The following is a 22,216-nucleotide window of genomic DNA, read 5'->3' as shown; positions in this document are numbered from 1 at the left end:
ACAGACATGGCCATCATCCCTGCAAAAGCGTCGGCATGGTTCGAGATTCCCGTCACCGACATGGATCGGGCGCGCGCCTTTTATGGGTCGGTGCTTCAGAACGATCTCATCCTGGAGGAGAGCGGCCCGAACCCGCTGGCCATGTTCGCAGCGCAGGACCGAATGGCATCCGGGCACGTCTACCCCGGAAAACCCGCAGCACCGGGAACCGGCCCGACCATCCATCTGTCGGTTGCCGCACCAATCGAAGACGCCATGGAACGGGTGAGGCAGAACGGCGGTCAGGTCGTCTCGCCGGCGATCTCCATTCCGGCCGGCACATTCGCCTATTGCCTCGACCCCGACGGCAACAGCTTTGGGCTCTTCGTCTAGGTGGCGCATGGTAAAGAGCTGGAGCGACAGGCTGAATACGCCGGGCACCAACGGCATAAAGCCGTCGGCGCGCACTGTTGGCGACGTCGTCGAGGGCCAGCCGATGCTGGTGCCGACGGCACGGCAGGTCGATGATTTCATGCGCTCCATCCCAAAGGGCGTGGACATGGACGTCCGCGCATTGCGCACCGCGCTCGCCACCGAGCACGGTGCCGAAGTGACATGTCCAGTCACTATCGGCTATCATCTGCGCACTGTCGCCGAGGCCGCCAACGAGGATCTGGAGCGCAGCATGACGCTGAGCGAGATCGCGCCGTTCTGGCGGGTGCTGGATGCAAAGACGCCGACAACAGGGAAATTGTCCTTCGGTGCGGCATTCGTCGCCGCGCAGCGCAAGCGCGAAGGGCTGGAATCATAAACACCGAGGGACCATACGATGCGCCGCGCCGACAGGCTCTTCCAGATCGTGCAGCATCTGCGCGGTGGCCGTTTGGTCACCGCCCAGAAGCTGGGCACGTGGCTCGAGGTTTCCGAGCGAACCATCTACCGCGACATCGCCGACCTGCAGTCGACCGGCGTGCCGATCGACGGCGAGGCCGGCGTCGGCTACATGATGAGGGAGGGTTTCGACCTTCCGCCGCTGATGTTCACGCGTGACGAGATCGTCGCGCTGGTCGCCGGTGCCCGCATGGTGCGCGCGTTTGGCGGCGCTGCGATGGCGCGGGCCGCCGACGAGGCGCTGGTCAAGATCGGCGCCGTGCTGCCCGATGCCGAAAAGGACCGCATCGCCCGCACCGAGATCCACACGCCGATGTGGGTGGTGAGCGACGCCGCCCGCGAAGCAATCGACCTGATCGAGCGCGCGGTGGAAAAACGCCAGGTGCTGACCATCGACTACTCCGACGAAGCAGGCCGCAGCACCGCGCGCGACATCAGACCATTGGGCCTGTGGTTCTGGGGCAAGGTGTGGACGCTGGTCGCCTGGTGCGAGATGCGCGACGATTTCCGCGCTTTCCGCATCGACCGCATCGCTTCGGTGGTCATAGCCGGCCGCGTCTTCAAGCCGGAGCGCGGCAAGCAGCTCGCCGATTTCTATCGTGCGGTGGAGCGCAGCGAAGACTACGGCATGGCACCGGACCGGGCCGCGCGAACCTGACGCTCTTACCTTCTCCCCTTGTGGGAGAAGGTGGATTGGCGCGCAGCGCCAAGACGGTTGAGGGGTGGTAGCTTGAGCGTTGTTGGTGCCAAGCTGAAACACCCCTCATCCGCCCCTTCGGGGCACCTTCTCCCACAAGGGGAGAAGACAGGCATCTACTCCTCGTCGTCCTTATCCTCGTCCTTCGACTTCAGTGCCGAAAGCTTGGCGAAGACGGCGTTGGCGTCGAGCTCCGCATCCTCGTCCTTTGGCTTCTCCGGCGCCGGCACCAGGCGCTCGGTCAATGCCGCCGGCAGCAGCGTGTCGCCGGCCGGCTGTGCCTGCTCGCGGCCTCGCGAGGCGCGGTTGACTTCCATGTCGAGATCGATCTGCGAGGCGAGACCCAGCGTCACCGGATCCATCGGCTGCAGATTGGCCGAGTTCCAATGCTTTCTGTCGCGGATCTGGTCGATCGTCGACTTGGTGGTGCCGACGAGGCGCGCGATCTGCGCGTCCTTCAACTCGGGATGGTTGCGCACCAGCCAGAGGATGGCGTTGGGCCGGTCCTGGCGCTTGGACAGCGGCGTGTAGCGCGGACCCTTGCGCTTGGATTCCGGCACCCGCACCTTGGGATCGGACAGTTTCAGCCGATGGTTCGGGTCCTTCTCGGCGCGTGCGATCTCGTCGCGGGTCAGCTGGCCGGTCATGATCGGGTCCATGCCCTTGATGCCTTGCGCCGATTCGCCATCGGCGATAGCCTTGACCTCGAGCGGATGCAGCCCGCAGAACTGCGCGATCTGCTCGAAGGACAGCGCGGTGTTGTCGACCAGCCAGACGGCGGTCGCCTTGGGCATCAGCAGCATATTGGCCATTTGCAAAATATCCTTCTCGTTCGCCCGCGTTCCCGCGCGGGCGGTGGTTTTAGAGCCACCAAAATGGGAAATTCGCTGCGTATATAACCACTCCGTTGCCGTTTCGCAACGGTTTTGGAAGGTACTGTCGTAAGCAGATGAGTTGTCCGGATTAGGTAGCACGTGAGTTGTCCGGTTTTATCACCAGCGCATGGAAGGCTGGGGATGAAACGGACAGCATGGCTACAGGACCCGAGAATGCAGAAGTTTCTGGACGTTTTGAGCCGTTCGGAAGGCGGCGATCTTTCGATGATGGAGGCAGGCGAGCTGCTCAGCGGGCGCGGCCGATAATCCGGCAAAAAAAGAGGTCCTCATGTCGGCATTTGCCGACTGTTAGAAGGGACATGTTTCATACACATTTTGCCCTCGGTGGCAGCGGCTGCCTTCAGGAGAGCAGGCCGCGCCGATGTGGGCTGATCGATGTTGGAAACCGCGCACGCTGTCGCGGCGGGGTTGTTTCCGTTCGCCATTTCCTATGCGCTGTTGGCAATGCTGCCGGGCGCCAATTTTGCTGTCGTCGCGCAGGCCGGGCTAACCGCTTCGCGTGCCACAGCGCTTTCGGCAGCCGCTGGTATCGCCCTTGGCGCGAATTCGTTGGCGGCGATCGTCGCGACGGGAGCCGGCGCGCTGCCGCCGGGGGGCATCGCACACCAGATGGCCGCCAGGCTATACGGCGCAATGCTGGTCTTCATCGGCTGGAATTCGATGCGGCGGGCGCTGTCTATCAAGACCGGCATCAACGAGCCGGAGTCGGTTCCAACCGCTCGATACTTCCGGCTGGGCTTTGTCACGGCAGTGGCAAATCCTGCCACCGCGCTGTTTTTCGCATCCTCCACGCTGAATTTAAATGCTCGTGGGGCAACTCACCTGTCGGTGGTCGCACTGGTGTTTGCCATTGCGATCGCCTGGTTTGGTCTTCTCGGCCTTTCCATTTCCCAACCGGCCACACGACGATTTTACAGTCGTTTCCGAAAGCATGCGGACATCGTGCTGGGAGGAGCCCTGGTGGCGCTCGGCTTTGCCGCACTTGGCTATTGAGACAGGTACACGCAACCGCCGCTGCTTGACGGACCTCAAAACGACAAAACCCGCCGGACAGGGTCCAGCGGGCTCGGAACTGGCGACGGGAAACCCGTCTGCTGCGGCTCTGGCTTCTAAAGCAGGATCTCGGACCGAAGCACCACTTCGCGAAAAAAGCGGCTTGATGCTTTCGGGCGAGATCACACTCGAGATCAAAGCGCCTTGCGGGCGATCCTCTCGATGTCACCACGGTTGATGCCGAGGTCGTTGAGCTGACGGGCGTTCAGGCGGTTCAGTTCGCGCACGGTTTCATTGTACATGCGCCAGTTACGGAAAGCACGGATCGGGTTCATGGTAGTCCTCCATCGTTTCGATGCCGCTCAAATAGGCATCGTTGATGAAAAGTTGAACAGACGCTTTTGCATGGCCGCAATGCGTTTGTTGCATTGCACAATTAAGGTTTTGTTCAGCTTGTTTACCGACCGTCAGCCGACATCGAGCACGATCTTGCCGATATGGTCGCCGTCCTCCATTCGCTCATGCGCCCGCCACGCTTCCTTGAGCGGGAAGATCATGTCCATGACGGGTGCTACCTTGCGGGTGCCAAGCAGCGGCCACACCTGCGCCTCCAGCGCGGCGGCGATTGCCGCCTTGAATTCGACGGTGCGCGGCCGCAACGTCGAGCCGGTGTGGGTGAGCCGCTTGACCATGATCTTCGAGAAATCGGCGCTTGCCACCGCTCCGCTCTGCGTGGCGATCTGGACGATGCGGCCTTCCGCCGCCGCGGCCTCATAGTTTCGCGCCACATAGTCGCCGCCGACCATGTCGAGGATAACGTTGGCGCCGCGGCCAGCGGTCGCGTCCTTGACCGCCGCGACGAAATCCTCCTCGCGGTAGTTGATCGCCCGGTCGGCGCCGAGCTTCAGGCAGGCGTCGCACTTCTCCTGGCTGCCGGCGGTGGTGATGACATAGGCGCCGAAGGCCGAGGCGAGCTGGATCGCCGTGGTGCCGATCCCGGACGAGCCGCCATGGACGAGCAGCGTCTCGCCGCTCTTTAAGGCCCCGCGCTCGAAGACATTATGCCAGACGGTGAAGTAGTTTTCCGGTACCGCCGCCGCTTCTGTGTGGGTAAAGCCGGCGGGTAGTGGCAGCACGCTGCCGGCATGGACCTTGACGTATTCGGCATAGCCGCCGCCGGGCGTCAGCGCGCAGACCCGGTCGCCGACACGCCAGCGCGATATCTCGTCGCCAAGGGCTGCAACTTCGCCGGACGCTTCGAGACCCGGCAGGTCCGACGCACCGGGCGGCGGCGGATAGACGCCCTTGCGCTGCTGCACATCCGGCCGGTTGATACCGGCAGCGCGCACCCGGATCAGGATTTCGCCGGGACCGGGCACGGGCACGTCGCGCGTTTCCGGTTTCAGCACTCGCGGTCCGCCGGGTTCCGAGATCGCAATGGCCGTCATCGTCGCCGGAATTGTGTTCTGTCCACTCGCCATAAATTTTCCCGTCTCGCTTTGCCAGTTTCTTGCCGGCTGCCGGTTTTCTTGCCGACTATTTGCATCCATGCCCCTGCCCTATGTATGCTGATTGCCAAATCAGGCAAATGGCCACTGCAGCGTCGGGCGTTCGATTGGACGCGCAAAGGTAGCAGTTTAATTTTTTGCGCATGAGCGAGGAGCGACGATGGCGATCTTCGACGACGAACCCAAAAAGAAAGCCCGCCCGCATGAGATCGGGCAGGATCTGTCGCTGCTTTCCCTTGACGAGCTGTCCGAGCGGATCGGCATCTTGCGCGACGAGATCGCCCGGCTCGAAGCCGAGCTCAAGACCAAGAGCACCACCAAATCAGCGGCCGAGGCGCTGTTCCGCCGCGGATAGCTTCCAGAGCCGAAGCGCCCGCCGCCGAAAAGCTCGAACGCGACTGTCTTCAGACCCTTCCGAAATTCCAGCCGGATCAGCTAAATGTTTGCAAGCTACCGACCGATCCTCTCGCTGCTTCGCGGCACCGCTTTCCTGCTGGCAGCGACCGGACTGCACGGGCTGCTGTTGCCGCTGCGCGGCCAGTTGGAAGGCTTCTCGACCGCATCGCTCGGCCTGATGGGCACGGCCTGGGCCGGCGGCTTCGTCACCGGCTGCTTCTTTGCGCCGCGCCTTGTGCGTCGCGCCGGTCACGTACGCGCTTTCGGCGCCTTTGCGGCATCGGGAGCCATCGTCGCACTGCTCACGGGCCTGATCATCGACGAATATGTCTGGATCCTGCTGCGCGCCTTCACCGGCTTCACCATGGCCGGCGCCTTCATGGTCATCGAAAGCTGGCTGAACGAGAAGTCCACCAACGAGAACCGCGGCACCGTCTTCGGCCTTTACATGATGGTCACCTATGCCTCGATCATGGGCGGGCAGATGATCGTTGCCGGCGGCGACGTGAAGTCGGCCTCGCTGTTCATGATCACCGGTATCCTGTTCTGCCTGTCGCTCATTCCGACCGCAGTGTCGACGGCTTCGCACCCCAAGCCGCTGCAGGACGTCTCGCTCGACGTCAAGGGGCTCTATGTCAATTCGCCGGTGTCGGCGATCGCCTGCGTTTTGATCGGCATCGCTAACGGCGCCTGGGGCACGCTTGGTGCCGTCTATGGCGCCCGTATCGGCATTTCCACGGCCGAGATCGCGCTGATGATGAGCCTGGTGGTCGTCGCTGGCGCCGCCATGCAACTTCCGGCCGGACGTCTCTCCGACAAGACCGACCGCCGCTTTGTGCTGGCGGGCCTGGCCTTCGGCGCGGCGCTGTTCGCCGTCGCGGTCTTCCTGTTCGAGCCGCGCTCCGGCGTCTTCGTCATCGTCTGCACCGCCGCCTATGGCGCTTTTGCCTATACGCTGTATTCGATCGCCGTTGCCCATGCCAACGACCACGCCCGGGCGGAGGATTTCGTCAAGGTGTCGGGCGGCCTGCTGCTGCTCTATGGTTTCGGCACGATGATCGGGCCGCTGCTGGCCGCCGGCCTGATGGGCTGGATGCGGCCGGAAGGCCTGTTCCTTGCGACGGCCTTCGCGCATCTTTGCCTGGCGGGATATACGCTGCTGCGCATCAGCCGGCGCGCGCCGGTGCCGATCGAAGACCGCGACGCCTTCAAGACGCAACCGGCCGAGCGCTCGATCACGCCGGAAGCATTGCGGCTCGATCCGCGCAGAAAGCCTGAAACCAACGGTTGAGATTTAGAAAACTTTGCCCCACAAATAAGGCATGATGTTTTCCGACGCCTTCATGGCGATTGCCGATCCCAACCGGCGCCATCTTTTGGAAGAGCTCCGGCGCGGCCCGAAGACCGTCAACGAACTGGCCGCCGGGTTGCCGGTCTCGCGCCCGGCTGTTTCGCAGCATCTAAAGGTGCTGCTCGATGCCGGACTGGTCAACGCCAAGCCGGAAGGGACAAGGCGCGTCTATACGGTCAGCAATGCCGGCTTCCTGAAGCTCAACATCTGGCTCGACCAGTTCTGGGATTCAGAGCAGCTTGGCTCGCCCGGAAACTGAGATGCGCCGTCGCAGCTTTGCCAGTAGCGCATCAGGCGCGTCAAGCAGTTCGCCCGTGCCATGCTTGCTTGCGGGTGCCGAGATCATGATGGCTGTCGAGAAAGGCACACTGCTCCGTCATACCTCCTCGGCAGGCCGATGAGCTAGCTCAATGGTTGTTGCGGGACGAAAACGCCGTCCTTGTAGGTAGCGCCGAAATAGACCTCGACGCTGTGCAGCCTAGCGTCCTGGAACGAATGCAATTCGGTGTTGCGGAAGACCTTGCCGTCGAGCGTTTCGCAGCGATAAAGAACGAAAGCACCGTTGCCGTCCTCACAAATCCTCTCGACGGCGATCGACTTGAACAACGTGCTGTTCGGCCAGCAGTGCGCGAAGTAGGTCGCGCGATCGATGGCGTCGTCATAGGGGCTGGTGAAATCGCCTGTCAGAGCCGCCTCGATGACGCTGCGGTCGCCGGCCCGGTAGGCGGCGAAGTAACTGCTGATCAGGTCCGATCTGCTTTTGACGGCCTGGCGAAAGCTCCTTAGGATTCAGGTGCTTGGTGTTGAGCCGCATATCGTCCCATTGAAACAGTGTCGGGCATCGGCCTAAGCGTTCCAGCTTGGACGTTTCTGAACACGGTCGAGCCAATGATGGACATTGACGAGCGAGTCCGGGATGTCGGCTCCGAAGAAGGCGCCAAGCCACGCTGCGACGGCGGCGGTGATGTCGGCGACGGAGTACTGGTCGCCGGCGATGAACGGGCGGCCATCGGCGATCTCGCGGTCAAGCCACGCCCACTTTGCCGGAACGGCTTCGCGCTGCGTTTCGGCGAAAGCCGGGAACTGCACGAGCCGCTCCGCAAACATGGGGTCGGAATGCTGGGCAATGCTGCCGATCGTTCCGAAGATCTCGATCTCGGCGCGGCGGTTCCACATCTCGACCTTGCCTTGGCTGACCGCGTCTGAGCCGAACAGTGCCGGCGTTGGATGAAGCGCCTCCAGATAGCGGCAGATGGCGATGCTTTCGGTGATCACCGTCCCGTCATCGAGCACGAGCACGGGAATCTGGCCGAGTGAGTTGAGCTCAAGGAATTGCGGCGCCTTGTGCTCGCCTTTTGTCAGGTCGACTTCAACCCGCGGAACGTCGATGCCTTTCTCAGCCATGAAGATGCGAACGCGGTAGGAATTCGGACCAATGCCGCAGTAGAGTTTCATACTATCCTCCCAATTCTGCTGGTCTTTGGCTCAGGCTGCGGCGCTCACGCGCATTCCACCCGCAGGTTGTCGAGCATCTGGCTCCAGCCAGCCTGATGGTTTTCGGGCTGATCATGGCCGTCAAGAAAGGCGCCTTGCTCGGTCATCACCAGCCGGCAGCCTGTGCCTTCTGGACTGAATTCAACCGTCAGCAGGCCGACAAACAACCGCTGGCCGCTGCTGGTCATGCCACCAGCCGAGACGATGCGCTGGTCGCACACGATGTCGAGGTAGCGCGTCTCGTTCACATAACTCTCGCCGCCCTTGGGTCCGAAACGGCTGAGCGCAATACCGCCCACCTGGAACTCGAAGCAGTCAATGCTGCTTTCCCACCCCCTCGCCGGGCGAGCCCCAGCGCTGCAATGCGGCGGGATCGGACCAGGCAGCGAACACCCGCGCCGGCGAAGCGTCGTAGCTGCGTTCGAGCACTATGGTCGAATGGACGACAGAGCGTTCGCTCATGCTGGCCTCCTCAGTTTCCATCGGTTTCGTCCTTGGTTTCCGCGAGCAAAGCGCCGAGTCGGTCGAGCCGCTGTTCCCAGGCCAGGCGCCGTTCGTTGATCCAGTGTTCGGCGGTCCTCAGCGCCTTCGGCTCGATCTGGCAGGTGCGCACCCGGCCGAGCTTTTCGGTGCGGACGAGACCGCTCGCCTCGAGCACGTTCAGGTGCTGGACGACCGCCGACAGCGACATCGCCAGCGGCTCGGCCAACTGGCTTACCGAGGCGGGGCCGCACGACAGCCGCTCCACCATGTGCCGCCGCGCCGGGTCGGCGAGCGCCTGGAACATCAGGTCGAGCTGGGCGGTATCCTGCAGCATCGGGCTTAGCCGTTGTTGTAGGGGAAGAGCTTGAAATAGGGCTGCGCTTCCTCGATCACGCGGGCGACAGACGGGCGTTGCAGCAAGCGGTCGTGGTAGCGTCTCACCGCCGGATATTTGTCGCCGAACGGCTCGACCTTGTTGGCGTAGAACAATGCCGGGGCGGCGGCGCAATCGGCCATCGTGAAGGCCTCGCCCATCGCCCATGTCCTCGACTGCATGTCCTGTTCGATGATGGCGTAGGCGCTGCGCAGCTGGGCGCGCGCCTCCTCGACGCCGAACGGATCGGTCTTGCCTTCCGGCCGCAGGCGGTCGCCGACGATCTTCTGCATCGGGTGCTGCACGTAAAAGTCATAGAAGCGGTCGGCGAGGCGGGTCTGGCGGGCGAGATCGATATCGGCAGGGATCAGCTCGACCGGTCCGGGATAATACGCGTTGAGATATTCGATGACGATCGTCGATTCCGGCACCGTCCGGTCCAGCGCTTCATCGCGCAGCACCGGCATCTTGCCCGCCGGCGACAATTTCAGGAACGCCGCGCGCGACTGTTCATTGCCGAGATCGACGACGACCGACGTGAACGGCGTGCCGTTCTCATAGAGCGCGATCAGCGGCTTCCAGCAGAAGGAGGCCAGCGGATAGAGATGCATCGTCAAGGACATCGTTTTGCTCGTTCCCTTGATGGTTCGCCGCTGCATGGTTTACAGAGCTCAACACTGAAGCGATTACTTAACTATTGCCGATGGTGTGTCAAGGTTCGGCCCGCTACTTACCTGGATTGGCTATGGGCAACGATGGCATCGATGATCGTGGTCCAATCGTCGGGATGGAGTTCGTGGCCACCGCCTTCGATACGGACAAGCCTCGCGCCGGCAATTGCTTCGGCAAGAGCGGCGCCATGCTCGACCGGAAAGATCGGATCCTCGGTGCCGTGGATAACGAGGAGCGGAACCTTCAATTCGTGCAGGCGGCCCTTCCAGTTTTCGCCGCCTTTAAGCATGAAATGATTTGTCGCGCTCAAGAAGCCGCCGGATCGGTCGTAATCCTGTTCGACGAACGCCCTCGTCCGCTTCTCGTCGAAGGGATGCGCGGTGCCGGCGATCGCGTGCGCGTCCTTGACGATAAAGTCGACCACCTGGTCGCGGTCCGCCCAATCGACCTTCGCGCCTTCGGCCGAATGTTTCATATAGGCCTCGGTCATCCCAGGCAGATGCGACGTGTCGGTTCCCACAGGAGAAGTGCTGATCGCCGTAAGCGAGATGACCCGCGATGGATGTTTCAGCGCCACAAGCTGCGCGATCATGCCGCCCATCGACATGCCGACCACATGCGCTTTCGCGACGCCATGGCCGTCGAGAACGCGGATGGCGTCGTCCGCCATGTCGTCGAATGTGTACGGCGGCTCGCCCGGCGCATATTTGATCGAACGGCCGGTATCGCGATTGTCATAGCGGATCACGAACAGGCCCTTGCCGGCCAGTGTCCGGCAGAACGCCTCCGGCCACCAGAGCATCGAAGCCATGGCGCCCATGATCAGCAGCACCGATGGGTGCGCGGGGTCGCCAAACGTCTGCGACGCGATTTCGGGTTCCGCAGCCTTCATCATGATCGCAGTCTCCTCTCTATAAACTGATTGCACTTTGCAATCAGTTGCACGATAATAAAACTGATATGATAATGCAACCGGTTTCTCTTGGAGAATCGCATGAGCATCGATCGCCGGTCTGGGTGCCCGATCAACCTGTCGCTTGAAGTGTTTGGCGACCGGTGGAGCCTGATCATTCTTCGCGACATGATTTTCGGCGGCAAACGCCACTTTCGCGACCTGCTCAACGGATCGCTGGAACGCATCGCTTCCAACATCCTCGCCGATCGGCTGAAGCGGCTGATGGAGCTCGGCATGCTGACCAGGGCCGACGATCCCACCCACAAGCAGAAGGCGATCTACAGCCTGACCGAAATGGCGATAACGCTGGTGCCGATCCTGGCGCATCTCGGGGCCTGGGGTCGCGTCTGGCTGCCGGTCAGCGAGGAACTCTCGATCCGCGCCGAGCTTCTGGAAAAGGGCGGCCCGCCGATGTGGGAAAAGTTCATGGACGAACTGCGCCATGAACATCTGGGCACGCCTTCCGACACGCCGCCGGATGCCACCGTGCGTGCGAGTTTGCAGGCTGGATACGAGGCGGTTGTCGCCCAAAAGGCGCCGGGCGCCGGGTGCGATCCTGACGCCTGACCAACTTATTTTCCCCATCGCAGACCGGCTCTGCTATTAAAGGGATTGAAAGCTATAATTTACGGGATTGGAAAAAGCCCTTGGTTGAGAACTCTAAGGATACTGCCCGCGCGCGGGCCGATTTGCGTTTCAAGAAGCAGGAAGAGGCAGCCACGGTTCGTCAGAAGGCGATGGCGGAATATGTCGCCGAGAGCGACGCCCGCCAGATAAAGACCAATAAACTGAGGGCGCTGCGCCTCGCCAAGGAAGCGGAAGATCTCGCCAATGCGCCGGCTGCTCCGGCAAAGAAGCCGCGCGCCAAGAAAAAATAGAGCTGGTTCCTTGCGCATGACGCTGGAAACCGGAATCGGTTTCCGGAAAAGATCACGCGCTGATTCAAAGCAGCCGCCACCGCGGGCATCAAGACGGCTGGCTTCACCGCCGATCCAGGCTAAGGCCGGGGCTCTAGTTCACATTTATGTCACGAGTGGCCGCCCGCATCGACACCGAGAAACCGGCCAGGACGTCGACCAGTGCGATGACCATCAGCGTGAAGAAGACCGAGTGCGCCGCACCCTTCACCAGCAGGAACTCGACCAGGAACGCCACAAAGACGAAGGTCGACAACAGGTGGTCCATGACTGAAGCGTTCGACGTGCGCGTCGATTTCACGATTTCGATGAAGAAGAGGATCAGCCCGATCAGCACGATCAGATCGCCGAGCGTCATCGAGAACACCCCGCCCGACATCATGCGGATCGAGAACATTTCGCTTGCCCAGGGATCGTCGCCGCCGCCGAATATTCCCAGAAGCCCGAGATTATAGAGGACGAAGGGCACGATCAGCAGCGGGATGGCACCGAACATCAGGCGGCTCCGGTTGGACAGCCTTCTCTAGTATGCACTCGGCGTTCGCCGTCAAGAAATTTCGTACGTGACCGCGAACACGGACAAAGACCGTGCGAAATAACAGTGCCAGCCGGCCCGGCTGCCATCCGGCATGGCTGCTGGGCGTTTGAAGATGATCCGGTGGGCGATCATCTGCGCACAATGCAAAAAGACCGGCGCAATGGCCGGTCTTCGATAGTCACAAACCCGTCGAAAGCTGTTTCAGCTTTCCTTCGGTTCCAGAACCTGGCGACCGCGATACATGCCGGTCTTCATGTCGATATGATGCGGGCGGCGCATCTCGCCGGAATTCTTGTCCTCGACATAGGTCGGGGCCTTCAAGGCGTCGGCCGAACGGCGCATGCCGCGCTTCGACGGAGAGGTTTTTCGTTTCGGTACGGCCATGGATATGCTCCACTACATGGTCAAAATGCCCCGGCTGCCCTCGTGAAAGGGCCGCGTCAGGGCCGGAATCTGAGAAAGTCGGGTGCCTATACACGCCCTGCGCCGTTTTGGCCAGCGCCGTCGCGAATTTTTTTAAGCTATCGCAGACAGCCGACATAGGCGCCGGACCGACCCGCGCGCCGCTCGATCAGCGCGGCCAGCCGTCTCAGTCCCGGTCCGGGTTTCGCCGGGTTGCGTGCGATCGGGTTCGGCAAGGTGACGGCAAGCAGTGCCGCCTGGCGACGCGACAATCGTTTTGCCGAAACTCCGAAATGGTGCTGGGCGGCGGCCTCAATGCCATAGATGCCCGGCCCCCATTCGGCGATATTGAGATAGATTTCCATGATGCGCCGTTTCGACATCACCATGTCGACATGGACGGCCAGCGGCAGCTCGACGACTTTCCGGACCGAGCCCAGCGGCCGCGACCACAGATAAAGGTTCTTCACCGTCTGCATGGTAATGGTGGATGCGCCGCGCGTCATCTCCCCGGCCAAGGCATCGTCGACGACGCCCCTCAACTCGCCAAGGTCGATGCCGTGATGGAAACAGAACTGCCCGTCCTCCGACATGATGACCGAATTCGCAAGCGCCGGCGCCACATCGTCGATCGAGACCCAGCGCCGGTCATAGCCGGAAAACGTCGCCAGATCCTTCAGCATCAGTGTCGATACCGGATGCACGAACGGCGGCAGATAGAGAAAGGTCAACACCACCGGCATCAGCGCCAGCACGACGGCGACGGTGATACCGCGCCGGACCCAGTGCCGGGGCCAACGTTTGAGACCGATGCGGTTGCCGCGTTTCGGCCTCACCATGTCCAGCCCTTCGGTTTCGTGATCGACGATCGGTTCCGCCAAGCCGCTCAATCCATGCTGCTCCCTGCCCCGGCATAATGGCGCTTGGCTTCTTGCGCAACGTCTGAGTGTCGGCTACCCCGTCCCCGGCATGACGAAAGACGATCAAATACCGTTCGAGGCAGCGCTTGTCGCACGCACAGGGCCGATCGAGGCGCTGCTCAGGCAGCTGCTCGGCGACCGCCCGCTTTCAGGCGAGATCGCGCGGCCGCAGCGTCTGATGGAGGCGATGCGCCACGGCGTGCTGAACGGCGGCAAGCGCCTGCGCCCTTTCCTGGTCATGGAAAGCGCCGCGCTGTTTTCCGCCGACGGCGAGGCGGCGCTGCGCGTGGCGGCCGCGCTCGAATGCGTGCATTGCTATTCGCTGATCCATGACGATCTGCCGGCCATGGACGACGACGATTTGCGCCGCGGCCAGCCGACCGTGCACAAGGCCTTCGACGAGGCGACCGCCATCCTCGCCGGCGACGCCTTGCTGGCGCTCGCCTTCGACATCATTGCCGACGAAGCGACGATGCTGCCGGCCGAGCGACGGGCGGCGCTGGTGCTGGCGCTGGCCCGCGCCGCCGGAGCCGGCGGCATGGTCGGCGGCCAGATGCTCGATCTTGAAGCCGAGCGTATCAGGCCGGACGAAGCCGGCATCATCCGGCTTCAGGCGATGAAGACCGGTGCGTTGATCCGCTTCGCCTGCGAGGCGGGCGCAATCCTTGCCGGCGCGCCAGCGGCCGACCGTGAAAGACTGGCGGAATTCGGCTCGGCGATCGGGCTTGCTTTTCAACTTGCCGACGACCTGCTCGATCTGACGGCGGATGCGCACCAGATGGGCAAGGCGACCGGCAAGGATGCCGCCGCCGGCAAGGCGACGCTGGTGGCACTGCACGGCGCGAACTGGGCGCGGGACCAACTTCAAGGCCTCGTCGACCAGGCCCACGCCTTGCTTCATCCCTATGGCGAAGACGCCGTGGTTCTGAAGCAGGCAGCGAAATTCGTGGCGGCCCGCAACAGCTGACGCTGTTCCAACTGTACTCCCGACGTCTTACGGCGCGCCATGTAGCCAAGGGGGGTTGGTGAACTGTTCGGCCAGAAAATCCACGAACACGCGCACACGCGGCGACAGAATTCGACCAGGCGGATACACAGCGCAGATTGGCGGTCCGTCATGATGATTGTATCCGGTGAGCAATGCGGTCAGCCTGCCTGCCCTGATGTCCGGCCCGACCAATATCTCCGACATGCGGATGATGCCGACACCGGCGAGCGCCAGCCGGCGCAGGGCTTCGGTGCTGTTGGCCTCTATCGGGCTGCGGATACGCATGCTTTGCGGACCGTCCGGGCCGTCGAATTCCCAGATGTTGAGGCCGCCGCGTGATGTGATGCCGAGACATGTATGATGTTGAAGGTCGCCTGGCGTCATCGGTGTGCCGTGTTTTTCGAGATACCGAGCTGACGCGCAAATGACACGGTGATTGGGCGCCAGCCGCCGCATCACCAGCCTGGAATCGTTCTGGGCGGCAACACGCACGGCGACATCCGTCTCCTCAGCCAACAGGTCAATGATCGCATCTGTAAACATCAGCTCGAGCTCAATGGCCGGGTAGCGATCGATGAAAGCCGGCAACAACGGCACGATCAAACGATGGCCGAAGGCGCTCGGAAGACTGACGCGCAGCCGGCCGCGCGGTTCTGCGCCGGGTTGAATCGCGATTTCAGCCTCTTTGATGTCGCTCAGGATACGGCGGCCACTGTCGGCGTAGGTGCTGCCTTCCGCCGTCAAGCTGATGCGCCGCGTCGAGCGCTGCAGCAAGCGCACGCCAAGGCGGGATTCCAGGCGACCTACGATTTTGCTGACGGCCGAGGGGGTCATCCGCAGCCGGCGCGCCGCCGCCGAGAAGTCGCCTTCCTCGACAACCGACAGGAACACACCCATCGTTTCTTGCCGGTCCATGTCATCTATTCCATTTCGTCACAGGTAAATGGAATTTATCACCGATTATCGGCGCACGCACTACATAATATGATTTCCTCCTCAGCATTCAAAAATACTGGCGAGGAAGTGCGATGCGTTCAGAACAGCCAAACCTGCGCGATGCTCACGAACTGCATCGGTGGGCACGTCGCCAGCGCAGCGCCGCAATTGGCCGGTTATGCCTTCGGATTGTCCGCGTGCTCATTCGGTCACGGCAAAAGATGAGGAACCGCTCAAGGAGCAACGTCCGGGCTAGCGCAGCCGGCCGATCGGAATGATTTCGGGCGATGTCGGAGCGTATGGCTCGCCACGCCAATTGCCGAGCCATTCTTCGACGACCAGCCCGGTCTGGTCCAGCATCTGCGCAAGGCTTTCCTTTGTCGGGAAGGCGATTTTCGATTCGGCGCTGAGCACCCGTCCGCTGTCGGGAATTTCGTAATGGGTGGAGTAAGTGACGACACCGCTAGCGGGATCGTGGCGGCAATCGTTCCACGCTCTTACCGTGCCCAATCCGGGATGACTCAGTTCCCGTTGCGACCGTTCCGGCGTCCACTCGAGCCATTCCTCCGTGGCTGGATTTCGCGTATCGAAGATGAAGCGCCCATCGGGAGCCAGATGAGCAGCGATCGTGCGAAGCACCGCCTTTCGATCTTCTGGCGTGAGGAACACCTGGAAGGCGTGCCCGGTCAAAAGCACCAGATCGAAGCGTCGTCCGAGCCGGACGTTTCGCGCATCGGCCTCGACCCAGTCGACCCTCTGCCCGCCGGCTCTGCGGCGGGCGATATCGAGCATCGCCGGCGCCGGATCGACGCCGGTCACCCTGCGCCGGTCGGCGAGCGCGGCGGCCAATTGTCCGGTGCCGCAGCCGAGGTCGAGAACGCAGCCCGCATGCTTGGCAAAGCCGACGCAATAGTAGAAGTCCACGCCGACTTCGTTCTCGATATCGTAGAACTGGACGAGATCGGGATCGCTGTAGAGACGGTCGATCATCGTGGGCCTATAGCTCGAGCCATGGATCAGCAGAATTTGTGAAATGAAAGCACAGCTTCGGCGGTTGGCGGCCAATCAGTCGGTAACCCTACCGATTCCGCACGACAATGCATGCACCGCCGACGCTTTGCAGTTTCTGGCAGATGTTGTCGGCCTTGGCTTTGGAGTCGGCGCCGATCCGGACCGCATAGATGCCGCGCCTGCCGATCGGCGAGCGCACCCGGCTGACCACCGGATTATGCCCGCCAAGCAAAGCCGGAAACCGGCGCTTCACACCAGTCCATTGATTGAGCGCGGCGGCGCGGCGGAAATTGCCGGCGACCTGCACGCCCCACGGCTTGATGTTGATCGACGCCATGGCCACGGTTTGGGACTTGATGACCGGCAGCTTGCGGCAGGCGACCGCGAAGCTCGCTTTCTTGTCGAGCGGCTGGATGGTGCCGGCATAGGCGGTGTCGGTGAACCTGTCGGCCGGCTCGCCCATGATATCCAGAACGTAGTTTTCGGTCTCCATCGGCAGGAAGCCACCGGAACTCAGCCAGCGCGATACCCGGCTTTCACCGGCATTGTAGGCGGCGGCCGCCAGGCCCAGATTGCCGAAGCCGGTTTTCATTTCGGCGAGATATTTTGCCGAGGCGGGGATGGCCTGCTCGATATCGAAGGAATTGGCGAGACCGCGTATCTTGGCGGTGCCCGGCATGAACTGGGCTATGCCTTCGGCGCCGACCGGACTGACCGCATTGGGATCGAAGCGGCTTTCCTTCCAGATCAGCCGGGCAAAGAAATCCTTGGGCAGGCCGTTTTGATCCGCCTGGGCCTCGATCAAGTTGCAAACACGGTCGAGCAGCCGCTGCTTGGCGGGGCGCGGCGGATCGGCGTGGGCGGCTGTCGCCCAGCCCAGCCCACCAAGCAAAACCAATCCACCAAGCAAAATCGGCGTCGCCCAGCGGAAGCGCCGCATCGACCTACTCCGCCGCAGCCTTGCCAGGTTGCCCAAACCGCTGCTCGATATAATCGGCGACCATTTTTTCGAAGTCGGCGGCAATCGAAGGGCCGCGCAGCGTCGCCGCCTTGCTGCCGTCGACGAACACCGGCGCCGTCGGCGTCTCGCCGGTGCCGGGCAGCGAAATGCCGATATCGGCATGCTTGGATTCACCCGGACCGTTGACGATGCAACCCATCACCGCGACCTTGAGGTTCTCGACGCCGGGGTATTTTTCACGCCACACCGGCATGTTCTTGCGCAGATCCGCCTGGATATTCTGGGCGAGTTCCTGGAACACGGTAGAGGTCGTGCGGCCACAGCCGGGGCAGGCGGCGACGATCGGCACGAACTGCCGGAACCCCATGGTCTGCAGGAGTTCTTGCGACACCTGCACCTCGCGCGTGCGGTCGCCGTTCGGCTCCGGTGTCAGCGAGATGCGGATCGTGTCGCCAATGCCTTGCTGGAGCAGGATGCCCATCGCCGCGGACGAGGCGACGATGCCTTTCGAACCCATGCCGGCCTCGGTGAGGCCGAGATGCAGCGCGTGGTTGGAGCGGGTGGCAAGCTCGGTGTAGACCGCGATCAGATCCTGCACGCCGCTGACCTTGGCCGACAGGATGATCTTCTCGCGGCCAAGGCCGATCTCCTCGGCCATTTCGGCCGATAGGATCGCCGACTGCACGATCGCCTCGCGCGTCACTTCCTGCGCGGTCAGCGGAAAGCCCTGCCGCTGGTTGTCGTCCATCAGCCGGGTCAGAAGCTCCTGGTCGAGCGACCCCCAGTTGACGCCGATGCGCACCGGCTTGTCGTACCGGATCGCCATCTCGACGATCGCCGCGAACTGCCGGTCCTTCTTGTCCTTGAAGCCGACATTGCCGGGATTGATGCGGTATTTGGCCAGCGCCTCGGCGCAAGCCGGATGGTCGGCAAGCAGCTTGTGGCCGATATAGTGGAAATCGCCGACCAGCGGCACGTTGATGCCGAGCCGTCCGAGCCGCTCGCGGATGGCGGGCACGGCGGCAGCACTCTTGTCGCGGTCTACGGTGATGCGCACGATCTCGGAGCCGGCGCGATGTAGCGCCGCAACTTGAGCAACTGTCTGGTCGACATCGGCGGTGTCGGTGTTGGTCATCGACTGAACGACGACAGGGGCACCCCCGCCGACCATCACGCCGCCGACATCGACACCGACCGAGGTGCGGCGCGGGAAGGGAGAGGAAAAATATCCGGTCATGGCCGGCTGCCCTTTGTTAGCTCCGAATTCCGGAATCGGTTTCCGGAAACAATCATGCGCAAAAATCAAAATACAGCGTCGTTTGCGGGTCCGAAAGGACGCGCGGCGCTGTAGAAGGTCCGGGCATGAGGTGGAGGAGCAAAGATGGCTTGTCAATGGCGACAGGCAGGCAGACCTGCCGAATCGATAACAGGAAGACGGCTGGCAAGCCATCTTTCCTGTCCACGTCGCCGGAACAAAACAAGGGAACGCTCCGACGGCATGGCTGCCACCGGAAAGGTCGCGCCGAAAGCGGCGCAGCTATCCCCGCGCATGATTTCGAAAATCGGAATCGATTTTCGCTGGGATCATGCGCCAAATCAGAAGGGCTACAGCGTCCTTTGCGCGCCCAAAGGACGCCGGCGCTGTAAAAGAGCGTCAGTGCTTGGTCGGTTTCGCCTTCAGTTTTTCAATCTCGTCCTTGAGTGCCAGCTTGCGCCGCTTGAGATTCACGATTTCGAGGTCGTCGACCGATGGATGGTTCATCGCATCATCGATTTCGCGTTCGATGTCGCCGTGTTTCCGCTGCAGCTCATCAAGATGGGATGCAAGAGACATGATTGGTTCTCCCTTTCATGGTTTCCTCGATTGCAGCCGTCCAAGGCGCGTCCACCGCAAGTTCGCTTCTGTGACGGCATAATGACAGTGTGCCACTATCGGGCATCGATGTCGAATGCTGCGTGGTAGCATTCCACGACAATACGAAATGTGGTATTGGCTGCGCGCCGGTGCAAGATACCTCCGGCCTCGCCCAATCAGGCCCATTTTTGGGCGCCGCAGACGTGCAGACGGTAGGTAATGTCCGAACAGGAACAGGCTGATATCCGCCTCGAATATTCTCGGCTGAAGCAGGAGCACGCCGATTTCGACGCGGCCATCAACGCGATGATCGCCATGAACTGCGACCCTCTGCAGATCCAGCGCATGAAGAAGAAGAAACTTTTCCTGAAAGACCGGCTGATGGCGCTGGAAGACCGGATCATCCCCGACATCATCGCGTGAGCGAATCCCACTTGCGGTCGCGACAAATTCTGCTCATCCCGTGATCGAAAGCCTCGCGGCGCGATCGCGCAGCAGGGCGATGAGATCGCCGGTCTTCTCCTCGGAAGTGTCGATTGGAACCACCAGGCATATCGTCGCCTCGACCTTGCCGGCAGCTGAGAAGACCGGCGCGGCAAGGCACTTTGTATAAGCGTCGACAAGACCTGAGGTTACACAGTAGCCGGCAGCCCCAGCCGTAGCGATATCGGCTATGAAGTCGTCCAGCAGCAATCTGCGGCCGTCTGGCAGGACGAGATCGTCTTCGGACACCATGTCTTCGATCACCGCCCTTTCGAAACCGGCGAGAAGCAACCGCCCGGAAGCGGTCCAGGGAAGCGGGATCTGCAGACCTGTGGCCGAACTGATCCGGAACGGCCTGGTGCCTGGACTGGAATGGACAATCGTGTAGCGGCCGCTTTGCAACATGCACAATTCGGAGGTCTCGCCTGTCTCGCGCGACAGGTTGTCAACTTCCTGACGCCCTCGCCTGAGCAGGTCGTTGCCGCGCACATAGTCCATTCCGTAGAGATAAAGCTTCTTCCCGAAATAGACCCGATTACCGTCGCCGGCCATTTCCAGCAGGCCCGCATCCACGAGCGAGCGCACGAGCGTGTAGATCGTCGAGCGCGGCGCATTCACTCCCTTGGCGAGATCACCAATCCCGATCGCACGCTGGTTCGCGTGAAGAAACTCTAGGATATGGAGCACCCGGTTGAGACCCTTCTCGCGAGAGCCCGAAATCCTGTCTTCGTCCGGACCAGCGTCCGGCCGAACTGCCAAGGCATTGCCATCTTGCATTACTTGTTCCTGATGTTAGTATCTGTCTTGTACAGGATACATGTGTCTTTTGTAAGAGACAATCCAGCAGATCACTGATGCATGTATCGGCAAAGGGGAACAACACGAAAAGGAGGTCGCCGTGAACGACACATCCAAAAGACGTGAATTTCTGAAACTGGGAATGGCCGGGCTTGCAACGGCCGGAGCGGTGGGCGCAGCAGCAACGGTCGATGTTCAGAAGGCGGCGGCGCAAGCGGCACCGGACAGCCTGCTGCGCACCATTCTCGAGCGCGGCAAAGTGATCGTCGGCACCGGCAGCACCAACGCGCCATGGCACTTCGAAAACGATGCCGGCGAACTGGTTGGCATGGACATCACCATGGGGCACATTCTTGCCAAGGGGCTTTTCGACGATCCGACCAAGGTCGAATTCGTCATGCAGGATCCGGCCCAGCGCATTCCGAACGTGACCACCAACAAGGTCGACATCTCGATCCAGTTCATGACCATGACCGCCCAGCGCTCGCAGCTGATCCACTTCTCCCGGCCCTATTACGTCGAAGGCATCGCCTTGCTGACCCTTCCGAACGCCGAAAACAAGACCTTCGACAAGCTGGCTGCCAGCGGTTCGGCGACACGGATTTCCATCCTGCAAAACGTCGATGCCGAGGCAAATGTGCACATCGTCCTGCCGGAGGCGCAGGTGATGCAGATTGACACGCAGGCCAACGTGCTGCAGGCACTGGAATCGAAGCGCGTCGACGCCGCCGCCGTCGATCTGTCCACGGTCCGCTGGCTCGCCTCACGTAATCCGGACAAATACTTCGATGCCGGCAAGAGCTGGTTCTCGATGCTTTATGGCGCCGCACTTCGGCAAGGCGACCCCGACTGGCTGACCTTCGTCAACACGACCTTCACCACCGCCATGTTCGGCCATGAGACGGCGCTCTATGACGCTGCATTCAAGGACTATTTCGGACAGGAGCCGCCGGCGCGCCATCCCGGCTTCCCGGTCATCTGATGCAAGCCGGCGGAAGGGCCGCGCCCTTCCGCCTCCTTCTCGTCGACAGCCCTCGATATGACAGGGACACATGGGCTATACCCTAAACTTCAACCTGATCTGGCGGCATTTCGACAAGCTCTGGGGCGGGCTGCTGCTCAGCCTCGAGCTGGCCGTGATCTCCATCGCGATCGGCATCGTCATCGGGCTGCTTCTGGCGGTCTGGTACGTATCGGCCGGGCGGCTGGTCCGGACCGCCATCGCCGCCTATGTCGAATTCATCCGCAACGTACCGCTGATCCTGCTTGTCTATCTCGTCTTCTACGGCCTGCCGACGGTGGTCGACATCGCCTACAGCGCGCAGACCTCATTCATTGCCACGCTGTCGCTCTATAGCGGCGCGTATCTCGTCGAGGTGTTCCGCTCGGGGCTCGAAGCGGTTCCGCGCGGGCAGCTCGACGCCGGCAAGGCGATTGGCCTGACGCCATGGCAAAGGCTGCTCCATGTGCGCCTGCCGACGATGCTGCGCATAACGCTGCCCGCGCTTTCCAACACGTTCCTATCGCTCTTCAAGGACACGTCCGTTGCTTCGGTCATTTCGGTGCCCGAGCTCACCTACGGCGCCCAGTGGATCAACTTCAACACCTTCCGGATCGTCGAGGTCTACCTTTTGGTGACGGCGATGTACCTCTTGACGGGCTACGCGCTTCTTTATGCGCTTCGGCTTGTCGAGCGCCGGTTCAGCGCGGCGCACTAGG

Annotated in this window: 32 protein-coding genes; 13 read left to right on the top strand and 19 right to left on the bottom strand. The window is 61.9% G+C overall.

Going from position 1 to position 22,216, the window contains the following annotated elements; genetic code table 11:
- Window positions 1-6 precede the first annotated feature (6 nt).
- The 3 genes from AC0NIE_RS07445 to AC0NIE_RS07435 are packed head-to-tail and all read left to right on the top strand — an operon-like array spanning window position 7 to window position 1,528.
- Window positions 7-372 carry a VOC family protein gene (locus tag AC0NIE_RS07445; RefSeq protein WP_473486951.1) on the top strand — a complete coding sequence of 122 codons (366 nt, stop codon included), beginning with the start codon at window positions 7-9 and terminating at the stop codon, window positions 370-372.
- Between the two features lie 7 nt (window positions 373-379).
- Window positions 380-790, top strand: coding sequence for a hypothetical protein (locus AC0NIE_RS07440; RefSeq protein ID WP_473486952.1), 411 nt, complete (start codon window positions 380-382; stop codon window positions 788-790).
- An 18-nt stretch (window positions 791-808) separates the two neighbouring features.
- Window positions 809-1,528 (top strand): helix-turn-helix transcriptional regulator, encoded by a 720-nt coding sequence (locus tag AC0NIE_RS07435; protein ID WP_095487267.1) that lies wholly within the window; start codon window positions 809-811, stop codon window positions 1,526-1,528.
- A 155-nt stretch (window positions 1,529-1,683) separates the two neighbouring features.
- Here AC0NIE_RS07435 and AC0NIE_RS07430 read toward each other — a convergent pair whose 3' ends face one another.
- A complete protein-coding gene (locus tag AC0NIE_RS07430) occupies window positions 1,684-2,379 on the bottom strand; it encodes a DUF1013 domain-containing protein (RefSeq protein WP_473486953.1) in 696 nt (231 codons plus the stop codon).
- Window positions 2,380-2,907: 528 nt separating this feature from the next.
- Between AC0NIE_RS07430 and AC0NIE_RS07425 the strand changes: the two genes are divergently transcribed.
- Window positions 2,908-3,456 (top strand): LysE family transporter, encoded by a 549-nt coding sequence (locus AC0NIE_RS07425; RefSeq protein ID WP_473486954.1) that lies wholly within the window; start codon window positions 2,908-2,910, stop codon window positions 3,454-3,456.
- A 194-nt stretch (window positions 3,457-3,650) separates the two neighbouring features.
- Here the strand turns inward: AC0NIE_RS07425 and AC0NIE_RS07420 are convergent, their stop codons facing one another.
- The gene (locus tag AC0NIE_RS07420) at window positions 3,651-3,791 is read right to left on the bottom strand and encodes a DUF1127 domain-containing protein (RefSeq protein ID WP_065011316.1); all 141 of its coding nucleotides are present in this window, start codon (window positions 3,789-3,791) and stop codon (window positions 3,651-3,653) included.
- Between the two features lie 132 nt (window positions 3,792-3,923).
- On the bottom strand, window positions 3,924-4,937 hold the full coding sequence (locus AC0NIE_RS07415; RefSeq protein ID WP_473486955.1) for an NAD(P)H-quinone oxidoreductase: 1,014 nt from the start codon (window positions 4,935-4,937) through the stop codon (window positions 3,924-3,926).
- 187 nt (window positions 4,938-5,124) lie between these two features.
- On the opposite strand from AC0NIE_RS07415, the gene AC0NIE_RS07410 reads away from it, so the two are divergent.
- The 3 genes from AC0NIE_RS07410 (at window position 5,125) to AC0NIE_RS07400 (ending at window position 6,970) form a co-directional block, all read left to right on the top strand.
- Entirely contained in the window at window positions 5,125-5,319 is a 195-nt protein-coding gene (locus AC0NIE_RS07410) for a DUF1192 family protein (RefSeq protein WP_473486956.1), read from the top strand.
- Window positions 5,320-5,403: 84 nt separating this feature from the next.
- A complete protein-coding gene (locus AC0NIE_RS07405; protein ID WP_095495307.1) occupies window positions 5,404-6,651 on the top strand; it encodes an MFS transporter in 1,248 nt (415 codons plus the stop codon).
- Window positions 6,652-6,682: 31 nt separating this feature from the next.
- Window positions 6,683-6,970 (top strand): ArsR/SmtB family transcription factor, encoded by a 288-nt coding sequence (locus tag AC0NIE_RS07400; protein ID WP_473486957.1) that lies wholly within the window; start codon window positions 6,683-6,685, stop codon window positions 6,968-6,970.
- Window positions 6,971-7,113: 143 nt separating this feature from the next.
- Here AC0NIE_RS07400 and AC0NIE_RS07395 read toward each other — a convergent pair whose 3' ends face one another.
- The 7 genes from AC0NIE_RS07395 to AC0NIE_RS07365 form a co-directional block, all read right to left on the bottom strand.
- Window positions 7,114-7,317 carry a hypothetical protein gene (locus AC0NIE_RS07395; protein WP_473486958.1) on the bottom strand — a complete coding sequence of 68 codons (204 nt, stop codon included), beginning with the start codon at window positions 7,315-7,317 and terminating at the stop codon, window positions 7,114-7,116.
- Between the two features lie 240 nt (window positions 7,318-7,557).
- On the bottom strand, window positions 7,558-8,166 hold the full coding sequence (locus AC0NIE_RS07390; protein WP_473486959.1) for a glutathione S-transferase family protein: 609 nt from the start codon (window positions 8,164-8,166) through the stop codon (window positions 7,558-7,560).
- A 44-nt stretch (window positions 8,167-8,210) separates the two neighbouring features.
- Complete coding sequence (locus AC0NIE_RS07385) at window positions 8,211-8,504, bottom strand: SRPBCC domain-containing protein (RefSeq protein WP_473486960.1); 294 nt, start codon at window positions 8,502-8,504, stop codon at window positions 8,211-8,213.
- 16 nt (window positions 8,505-8,520) lie between these two features.
- Window positions 8,521-8,667 (bottom strand): hypothetical protein, encoded by a 147-nt coding sequence (locus tag AC0NIE_RS07380; protein WP_473486961.1) that lies wholly within the window; start codon window positions 8,665-8,667, stop codon window positions 8,521-8,523.
- A 10-nt stretch (window positions 8,668-8,677) separates the two neighbouring features.
- Window positions 8,678-9,022, bottom strand: coding sequence for an ArsR/SmtB family transcription factor (locus AC0NIE_RS07375; protein WP_473486962.1), 345 nt, complete (start codon window positions 9,020-9,022; stop codon window positions 8,678-8,680).
- A gap of 5 nt (window positions 9,023-9,027) precedes the next feature.
- Window positions 9,028-9,684 carry a glutathione S-transferase family protein gene (locus AC0NIE_RS07370; protein ID WP_473486963.1) on the bottom strand — a complete coding sequence of 219 codons (657 nt, stop codon included), beginning with the start codon at window positions 9,682-9,684 and terminating at the stop codon, window positions 9,028-9,030.
- 107 nt (window positions 9,685-9,791) lie between these two features.
- Window positions 9,792-10,628 (bottom strand): alpha/beta fold hydrolase, encoded by an 837-nt coding sequence (locus AC0NIE_RS07365; RefSeq protein WP_473486964.1) that lies wholly within the window; start codon window positions 10,626-10,628, stop codon window positions 9,792-9,794.
- Window positions 10,629-10,727: 99 nt separating this feature from the next.
- Between AC0NIE_RS07365 and AC0NIE_RS07360 the strand changes: the two genes are divergently transcribed.
- A complete protein-coding gene (locus tag AC0NIE_RS07360) occupies window positions 10,728-11,255 on the top strand; it encodes a winged helix-turn-helix transcriptional regulator (protein WP_473486965.1) in 528 nt (175 codons plus the stop codon).
- A gap of 80 nt (window positions 11,256-11,335) precedes the next feature.
- Window positions 11,336-11,566 carry a hypothetical protein gene (locus AC0NIE_RS07355; RefSeq protein WP_095495316.1) on the top strand — a complete coding sequence of 77 codons (231 nt, stop codon included), beginning with the start codon at window positions 11,336-11,338 and terminating at the stop codon, window positions 11,564-11,566.
- A gap of 133 nt (window positions 11,567-11,699) precedes the next feature.
- On the opposite strand, the gene AC0NIE_RS07350 is transcribed toward AC0NIE_RS07355, so the two are convergent.
- The 3 genes from AC0NIE_RS07350 to AC0NIE_RS07340 all read right to left on the bottom strand — a co-directional run bounded on the left by AC0NIE_RS07350 (window position 11,700) and on the right by AC0NIE_RS07340 (window position 13,435).
- On the bottom strand, window positions 11,700-12,101 hold the full coding sequence (locus AC0NIE_RS07350; protein ID WP_095495317.1) for a hypothetical protein: 402 nt from the start codon (window positions 12,099-12,101) through the stop codon (window positions 11,700-11,702).
- A gap of 243 nt (window positions 12,102-12,344) precedes the next feature.
- On the bottom strand, window positions 12,345-12,527 hold the full coding sequence (gene rpmF / locus AC0NIE_RS07345; protein ID WP_029348751.1) for a 50S ribosomal protein L32: 183 nt from the start codon (window positions 12,525-12,527) through the stop codon (window positions 12,345-12,347).
- A gap of 137 nt (window positions 12,528-12,664) precedes the next feature.
- On the bottom strand, window positions 12,665-13,435 hold the full coding sequence (locus tag AC0NIE_RS07340) for a biosynthetic peptidoglycan transglycosylase (protein ID WP_473486966.1): 771 nt from the start codon (window positions 13,433-13,435) through the stop codon (window positions 12,665-12,667).
- Between the two features lie 79 nt (window positions 13,436-13,514).
- Here AC0NIE_RS07340 and AC0NIE_RS07335 point away from each other — a divergent pair, with 79 nt between their 5' ends.
- A complete protein-coding gene (locus AC0NIE_RS07335) occupies window positions 13,515-14,432 on the top strand; it encodes a polyprenyl synthetase family protein (protein ID WP_473486967.1) in 918 nt (305 codons plus the stop codon).
- A gap of 27 nt (window positions 14,433-14,459) precedes the next feature.
- Here AC0NIE_RS07335 and AC0NIE_RS07330 read toward each other — a convergent pair whose 3' ends face one another.
- From AC0NIE_RS07330 to AC0NIE_RS07310, 5 genes are all read right to left on the bottom strand, one after another.
- Window positions 14,460-15,368 (bottom strand): LysR family transcriptional regulator, encoded by a 909-nt coding sequence (locus AC0NIE_RS07330; RefSeq protein WP_473486968.1) that lies wholly within the window; start codon window positions 15,366-15,368, stop codon window positions 14,460-14,462.
- Between the two features lie 273 nt (window positions 15,369-15,641).
- Window positions 15,642-16,379 (bottom strand): class I SAM-dependent methyltransferase, encoded by a 738-nt coding sequence (locus tag AC0NIE_RS07325; protein WP_473486969.1) that lies wholly within the window; start codon window positions 16,377-16,379, stop codon window positions 15,642-15,644.
- 88 nt (window positions 16,380-16,467) lie between these two features.
- Window positions 16,468-17,340, bottom strand: a complete 873-nt coding sequence (locus tag AC0NIE_RS07320; RefSeq protein ID WP_473486970.1) for a lytic transglycosylase domain-containing protein — start codon at window positions 17,338-17,340, stop codon at window positions 16,468-16,470.
- Window positions 17,341-17,344: 4 nt separating this feature from the next.
- Window positions 17,345-18,598, bottom strand: a complete 1,254-nt coding sequence (gene ispG / locus AC0NIE_RS07315) for a flavodoxin-dependent (E)-4-hydroxy-3-methylbut-2-enyl-diphosphate synthase (RefSeq protein WP_473486971.1) — start codon at window positions 18,596-18,598, stop codon at window positions 17,345-17,347.
- A gap of 417 nt (window positions 18,599-19,015) precedes the next feature.
- Complete coding sequence (locus tag AC0NIE_RS07310) at window positions 19,016-19,195, bottom strand: YdcH family protein (RefSeq protein ID WP_095495322.1); 180 nt, start codon at window positions 19,193-19,195, stop codon at window positions 19,016-19,018.
- Between the two features lie 240 nt (window positions 19,196-19,435).
- Between AC0NIE_RS07310 and AC0NIE_RS07305 the strand changes: the two genes are divergently transcribed.
- Window positions 19,436-19,639, top strand: coding sequence for a YdcH family protein (locus tag AC0NIE_RS07305; RefSeq protein WP_077380473.1), 204 nt, complete (start codon window positions 19,436-19,438; stop codon window positions 19,637-19,639).
- Between the two features lie 33 nt (window positions 19,640-19,672).
- Here the strand turns inward: AC0NIE_RS07305 and AC0NIE_RS07300 are convergent, their stop codons facing one another.
- Entirely contained in the window at window positions 19,673-20,476 is an 804-nt protein-coding gene (locus tag AC0NIE_RS07300; protein ID WP_473486972.1) for an IclR family transcriptional regulator, read from the bottom strand.
- A gap of 121 nt (window positions 20,477-20,597) precedes the next feature.
- Here AC0NIE_RS07300 and AC0NIE_RS07295 point away from each other — a divergent pair, with 121 nt between their 5' ends.
- Entirely contained in the window at window positions 20,598-21,479 is an 882-nt protein-coding gene (locus AC0NIE_RS07295) for a transporter substrate-binding domain-containing protein (RefSeq protein WP_473486973.1), read from the top strand.
- A 70-nt stretch (window positions 21,480-21,549) separates the two neighbouring features.
- Window positions 21,550-22,215 carry an amino acid ABC transporter permease gene (locus AC0NIE_RS07290; protein ID WP_473486974.1) on the top strand — a complete coding sequence of 222 codons (666 nt, stop codon included), beginning with the start codon at window positions 21,550-21,552 and terminating at the stop codon, window positions 22,213-22,215.
- Window position 22,216 lies beyond the last annotated feature (1 nt).

Source organism: Mesorhizobium sp. WSM4842, assembly GCF_055901575.1.
The sequence above is the reverse complement of the archived record's forward strand: the minus strand, read 5'-3'. Positions and strand labels throughout refer to the sequence as shown.

Excerpts from the sequence above, each read along its gene's own strand:
- AC0NIE_RS07445 (WP_473486951.1), top strand. The coding sequence starts at position 7 with ATGGCCATCATCCCTGCAAAAGCGTCGGCATGGTTCGAGATTCCCGTC.
- AC0NIE_RS07440 (WP_473486952.1), top strand. The coding sequence starts at position 380 with ATGGTAAAGAGCTGGAGCGACAGGCTGAATACGCCGGGCACCAACGGC.
- AC0NIE_RS07435 (WP_095487267.1), top strand. The coding sequence starts at position 809 with ATGCGCCGCGCCGACAGGCTCTTCCAGATCGTGCAGCATCTGCGCGGT.
- AC0NIE_RS07430 (WP_473486953.1), bottom strand. The coding sequence starts at position 2,379 with ATGGCCAATATGCTGCTGATGCCCAAGGCGACCGCCGTCTGGCTGGTC.
- AC0NIE_RS07425 (WP_473486954.1), top strand. The coding sequence starts at position 2,908 with ATGCTGCCGGGCGCCAATTTTGCTGTCGTCGCGCAGGCCGGGCTAACC.
- AC0NIE_RS07420 (WP_065011316.1), bottom strand. The coding sequence starts at position 3,791 with ATGAACCCGATCCGTGCTTTCCGTAACTGGCGCATGTACAATGAAACC.
- AC0NIE_RS07415 (WP_473486955.1), bottom strand. The coding sequence starts at position 4,937 with ATGGCGAGTGGACAGAACACAATTCCGGCGACGATGACGGCCATTGCG.
- AC0NIE_RS07410 (WP_473486956.1), top strand. The coding sequence starts at position 5,125 with ATGGCGATCTTCGACGACGAACCCAAAAAGAAAGCCCGCCCGCATGAG.
- AC0NIE_RS07405 (WP_095495307.1), top strand. The coding sequence starts at position 5,404 with ATGTTTGCAAGCTACCGACCGATCCTCTCGCTGCTTCGCGGCACCGCT.
- AC0NIE_RS07400 (WP_473486957.1), top strand. The coding sequence starts at position 6,683 with ATGATGTTTTCCGACGCCTTCATGGCGATTGCCGATCCCAACCGGCGC.
- AC0NIE_RS07390 (WP_473486959.1), bottom strand. The coding sequence starts at position 8,166 with ATGAAACTCTACTGCGGCATTGGTCCGAATTCCTACCGCGTTCGCATC.
- AC0NIE_RS07380 (WP_473486961.1), bottom strand. The coding sequence starts at position 8,667 with ATGAGCGAACGCTCTGTCGTCCATTCGACCATAGTGCTCGAACGCAGC.
- AC0NIE_RS07375 (WP_473486962.1), bottom strand. The coding sequence starts at position 9,022 with ATGCTGCAGGATACCGCCCAGCTCGACCTGATGTTCCAGGCGCTCGCC.
- AC0NIE_RS07370 (WP_473486963.1), bottom strand. The coding sequence starts at position 9,684 with ATGTCCTTGACGATGCATCTCTATCCGCTGGCCTCCTTCTGCTGGAAG.
- AC0NIE_RS07365 (WP_473486964.1), bottom strand. The coding sequence starts at position 10,628 with ATGATGAAGGCTGCGGAACCCGAAATCGCGTCGCAGACGTTTGGCGAC.
- AC0NIE_RS07360 (WP_473486965.1), top strand. The coding sequence starts at position 10,728 with ATGAGCATCGATCGCCGGTCTGGGTGCCCGATCAACCTGTCGCTTGAA.
- AC0NIE_RS07350 (WP_095495317.1), bottom strand. The coding sequence starts at position 12,101 with ATGTTCGGTGCCATCCCGCTGCTGATCGTGCCCTTCGTCCTCTATAAT.
- rpmF (WP_029348751.1), bottom strand. The coding sequence starts at position 12,527 with ATGGCCGTACCGAAACGAAAAACCTCTCCGTCGAAGCGCGGCATGCGC.
- AC0NIE_RS07335 (WP_473486967.1), top strand. The coding sequence starts at position 13,515 with ATGACGAAAGACGATCAAATACCGTTCGAGGCAGCGCTTGTCGCACGC.
- AC0NIE_RS07330 (WP_473486968.1), bottom strand. The coding sequence starts at position 15,368 with ATGGACCGGCAAGAAACGATGGGTGTGTTCCTGTCGGTTGTCGAGGAA.
- AC0NIE_RS07325 (WP_473486969.1), bottom strand. The coding sequence starts at position 16,379 with ATGATCGACCGTCTCTACAGCGATCCCGATCTCGTCCAGTTCTACGAT.
- AC0NIE_RS07320 (WP_473486970.1), bottom strand. The coding sequence starts at position 17,340 with ATGCGGCGCTTCCGCTGGGCGACGCCGATTTTGCTTGGTGGATTGGTT.
- ispG (WP_473486971.1), bottom strand. The coding sequence starts at position 18,598 with ATGACCGGATATTTTTCCTCTCCCTTCCCGCGCCGCACCTCGGTCGGT.
- AC0NIE_RS07310 (WP_095495322.1), bottom strand. The coding sequence starts at position 19,195 with ATGTCTCTTGCATCCCATCTTGATGAGCTGCAGCGGAAACACGGCGAC.
- AC0NIE_RS07305 (WP_077380473.1), top strand. The coding sequence starts at position 19,436 with ATGTCCGAACAGGAACAGGCTGATATCCGCCTCGAATATTCTCGGCTG.
- AC0NIE_RS07300 (WP_473486972.1), bottom strand. The coding sequence starts at position 20,476 with ATGCAAGATGGCAATGCCTTGGCAGTTCGGCCGGACGCTGGTCCGGAC.
- AC0NIE_RS07290 (WP_473486974.1), top strand. The coding sequence starts at position 21,550 with ATGGGCTATACCCTAAACTTCAACCTGATCTGGCGGCATTTCGACAAG.